The organism is Kitasatospora sp. NPDC058406 (genome assembly GCF_042722765.1).
GTDB lineage: Bacteria > Actinomycetota > Actinomycetes > Streptomycetales > Streptomycetaceae > Kitasatospora.
Window position 1 is genome coordinate 1 of the sequence record NZ_JBHXKE010000411.1, and the last position, 4,750, is coordinate 4,750.

A 4,750-nucleotide genomic window follows, 5' to 3' on the forward strand; every position below is an offset into this window, starting at 1 on the left:
CGCGACCGACCGGCCGCGTCGGGCCGGGGTGTCCTCGTTCGGCATCAGCGGCACCAACGCCCACGTCATCCTCGAAGCCCCGTCGGGCGCACCGGCTTCCGCGACGGCGTCGGACGAGGCACCGCTCCCGGTGCTTCCGATGACCCCGGTCGTCCTCACCGCCGCGAGCGAGCGGGCCCTCACCGGGCAGGTCGAGCGGCTCCACAGCTACCTGCTGGCACACCCGGACGCCTCGGTGCCCGATGTCGCCTGGACGCTCGCCCACCGGACGACGTTGCCCCGGCGCACGGTGGTGCTGGCCGCCGACCGCGACGAGCTGCTCACGGGGCTCGCCGCCGCGCAGCCCGCGGCCGAGGTCCGGCCCACCTCTCTGGCGGTGGTGTTCACCGGGCAGGGGTCGCAGCGGGTCGGGATGGGCCGGGAGTTGTACGACACCTTCCCGGTGTTCGCGACCGCCTATGACGAGGCGTGCGAGGCGCTGGGGCTGACGCTGCACGGGCTGGACGCGGAGTCGCTGGACCGGACGGGTTCGGCGCAGCCGGCGATCTTCGCGGTCGAGGTGGCGCTGCTCGCGCTCGTGCGCTCCTGGGGCGTGACCCCGGACGTGGTCGCCGGTCACTCGGTCGGCGAGATCACCGCCGCGTACGCCGCCGGGGTCCTCACTCTGGCGGATGCGGCGAAGTTGGTGGCGGCGCGGGGCCGGTTGATGCAGGCGCTGCCGTCGGGTGGGGCGATGCTGGCCGTCGGGGCGTCGGAGGGGGAGGTGTGCGGGGCGTTCCCGGACATCGACCTGGCGGCGGTCAACGGGCCGGCCGCGGTGGTCGTCTCCGGTGCCGAGGACGAGATCGTGCGGATCGCCGGACTCGCTGCCGAGCGGGGCTGGAAGACCAACCGCCTGCGGACCAGCCACGCGTTCCACTCCCGGCTGATGGAGCCGATGCTGGCGGAGTTCCGGGCCGTGGTGAGCGGTCTGGCCTTCCACGACCCGGTGCTTCCCGCCGTCTCGACGGTGACGGGCGAGGCCGTGGCGCCCGGTCAGTGGTCGGACCCGGAGTACTGGGTCGACCAGGTCCGCCGCCCGGTCCGCTTCGCCGACGCGGCCGTCGCTCTGGGCACGGCCGCCGTCCTCGAACTCGGTCCGGACAGCGTGCTCACCTCGCTCGTCGTGGACGCGAACCCCGACACGACGACGGCTGTCGCCGCGCTGCGCCGCGACCGCGACGAGGCCACCACCCTGCTCACCTCGCTCGCCGAACTGCACGCGGCCGGCCTCACGGTCGACTGGAAGGCCGTGCTCGGCGGTGGGTCGCGTCTGGACCTGCCCGGCTACGCCTTCGACCACCGGCACTTCTGGCCCCGCCGCCGGACCCCGCAGACGGCCGATGCCGCGGGCCTCGGTCTGACCGACACCGGCCACCCGCTGCTCGGAGCGACGATCGCGCTCCCGGACGCGCCGGAGAGCGTGCTCACCGGACGTCTGTCGCTCGCGACCCACCCGTGGCTGGCCGACCACTCGGTCTTCGGCACCACGGTCGTGCCGGGCACGGCCCTGGTCGAGATGGCGCTCGCCGGCGGTGTCCGGGCCGGGGTGCCGGTCCTGGACGAACTGCTGCTCCAGGCCCCGCTGACGCTGTCCGCCTCCGGTGGTGCGCAGATCCGCACGACGATCGGTGCACCGGACGCCGACGGACGGCGCCCGGTCGCGGTCCACGCCCGGAGTGACGACGAGGCTTCCTGGGAGCTGCACGCGACCGGCGTTCTCTCCTCTGACCCCGCCGAAGCTGCCCATGACGCCCATGACGCCGGTGACACGGATCTGGTCGTGTGGCCGCCGACCGGCGCGGAGGAGCTCGAACTGGGCGGCCTGTACGAGGCGTTCGCCGACGCGGGTCTGTCCTACGGCCCCGCGTTCCGGGGTCTGCGCCGGGCCTGGCGGGCCGGCGGGACGGTGTTCGCGGAGGTTGCGGTCGACCAGCCGACCGACGGGTACGGCATGCACCCGGCACTGTTCGACGCGGCGTTGCACGCGATCGGCGTGGGCGGAGCCCTGCTGCCGTCGGCCGACGGTGCGCAGTTGCCCTTCGCCTTCGCGGGCGTGCGCGTCCTGGGAACGGCCGCCGACACACTGCGGGTCCGGCTCACGGCCGGGAGCTCCGCCGAGTCGGTGCGGCTGCTGTTCGCCGACGGGACGGGTCTGCCGGTCGCCCGGGTCGAGGCGCTGACGCTGCGTCCGGTGACGGCCGGGCAGCTGGCGCGTGGTGCGGCGGACCGTGTGCTGTTCGGTGTGGAGTGGGCCGCGCAGGAGGTGGCGGGTGAGGTGCCGGGTGCGGTGATCCGTCTCGGTGACGCGCTGCCGGTGCCGGTGCCGGTGCTGTTGGTGGATGCGACGGCGGCGGGTGCGGCCCGGGAGCGGGCGGCTCGGTTGCTGGTGCTGCTCCAGGCGTGGCTGGCCGACGCGGCGTGGTCGGATTCGCGCCTGGTGGTGCGGACGTTCGGTGCGGAAGGTGCGGAGATCGTCGATGCGGACGGTGCCGCGTTGTGGGGTCTGGTGCGGTCGGCGCAGGCCGAGCATCCGGACCGGCTCCATCTGGTGGACGCGGCCGAGGACGTGTTCTATCCGCTGCCGCAGGCCGTCGTTCGCGAGGGCGTGGTCACTGTGCCGCGTCTGGTGCGCCTGTCGGGTTCCGCGTCCGCGCCGGTGGAGTTCGGGGACGGCACGGTCGTCGTGACCGGTGCGACCGGCACCCTGGGGCGGCTGGTGGCCCGGCATCTGGTCGAGACGCACGGTGTCCGTGATCTGCTGTTGCTGTCCCGTTCCGGTGGGGATGCCGGGCTCGTCGAGGAGCTTGCTCCGGCGAAGGTGCGGGCGGTGGCCTGTGACGTGGCGGACGCGGAAGCGGTGGCCGAGGCGTTGCGGGGCGTGCCGGTGACGGCGGTGGTTCACGCGGCCGGTGTGTTGGACGACGGGATGGTGGAGTCCCTGACCCCGGAGCGCCTGGACGTGGTGTTCCGGGCGAAGGTCGACGCGGCGCGCAACCTTGCCGCCGCGACGGAGGGCCGGGCGCTGAGTGCCTTCGTCCTGTACTCCTCGGTGGCGGGTCTGTTCGGTAACGCGGGCCAGGCCAACTACGCTGCCGCGAACACGTTCCTGGACGCGTACGCGTCGGAGTTGCGGTCGCGGGGTGTGCCGGCGACGTCGCTGGCGTGGGGTCTGTGGGACGCGGGGATGGGTGAGACGCTCACCGACGCGGACCGGGAGCGGATGCGGCGTGGTGGTGTCCTGCCGCTGACCGCCGAGCAGGGGCTCGCGGCCTTCGACGCGGCGCTTTCCGGTGGACGGCCGCTGGTCGCTGCGCTCGCGGTCGACACCGCGGTACTCCGTGCCGCAGAGGCCGTGCCGCCGCTGCTGGCCGGCCTCGTGCCCGGCCGTGCCTTGGTCGCCCCGGCCGGCAGCCCGCTGGCCCGACGGCTGTCCGCGCTTCCCGGGCACGAGCGGTCCCGGGCACTGCTCGCCCTGGTCGGTGGCCAGGTCGCCGCCGTGCTCGGGTACGCGTCGTCCGACCACCTGGACCCCGAGCGGGCCTTCAGCGAGCTGGGATTCGACTCGCTCACCGCGGTCGAACTGCGCAACCGGCTGAACGCGGTGACCGGGCTGCGGCTACCGTCCACGCTGGTCTTCGACTACCCGAACGCCACCCTGCTGGCCGCGTCCCTCGACGAGCGGATGTCCGACGAGCACGGCCCGGCCGCCACGCCTGCCCGGCGCGTCCGGGTGGACGACGAGCCGATCGCGATCGTGGGGATGGCGTGCCGGTTCCCCGGGGGCGTCGCCTCACCGGAGGACCTGTGGGAGCTGGTGGCGTCCGGGCGGGACGGGATCGGGTTCTTCCCCGAGGACCGTGGCTGGGACGTGGAGAACCTCTACCACCCCGACCCGGACCACCCCGGTACCTCGTACACGCGTGAAGGTGGATTCCTCTACGGCGCGGGGGACTTCGATCCGGGGCTGTTCGGGATCTCGCCGCGTGAGGCGCTGGCGATGGACCCGCAGCAGCGGCTGCTGCTGGAGGCGTCGTGGGAGGCGTTCGAGCGGGCGGGGATCGACCCGTTGGGGCTGCGCGGTTCGCGGACCGGGGTGTTCGCCGGTGTCATGTACCACGACTACGGTTCGCAGACCGCCGAGGTGCCGCCCGGTGTGGAGGGTTTCCTCAGCACGGGCAGCTCCGGCAGTGTCGCGTCGGGCCGGGTGTCGTACACCTTCGGTCTGGAGGGCCCGGCGGTCACCGTCGACACGGCGTGCTCGTCCTCGCTGGTCGCTCTGCACCTGGCGGTGCAGGCGTTGCGCAGTGGGGAGTGTGACGCGGCGCTGGCGGGTGGTGTCACCGTGATGGCGACGCCGAACACCTTTGTGGGGTTCTCGCGGCAGCGGGGTCTCGCGGCCGACGGCCGGTGCAAGTCCTTCGCCGAGGGCGCGGACGGCACCGGGTGGAGCGAGGGTGTCGGCATGCTGCTTGTGGAGCGGCTGGCCGATGCCGAGCGTCTGGGTCACCCGGTTCTCGCGGTGGTGCGGGGCAGTGCGGTGAACCAGGACGGTGCGTCGAACGGTCTGACGGCGCCGAACGGTCCGTCGCAGCAGCGGGTGATCCGCCAGGCGCTGGAGTCGGCGGGTCTGTCGGCGCGGGACGTGGACGCGGTGGAGGCGCACGGGACGGGTACCTCGCTCGGTGACCCGATCGAGGCCCAGGCGCTC

At 73.8% G+C, this 4,750-nt stretch carries 1 protein-coding gene; it reads left to right on the forward strand.

Going from position 1 to position 4,750, the window contains the following annotated elements:
- The coding region (locus ACFWOG_RS39645; protein ID WP_380364493.1) for an SDR family NAD(P)-dependent oxidoreductase at positions 1-4,750 on the forward strand (4,750 nt) is incomplete at both ends.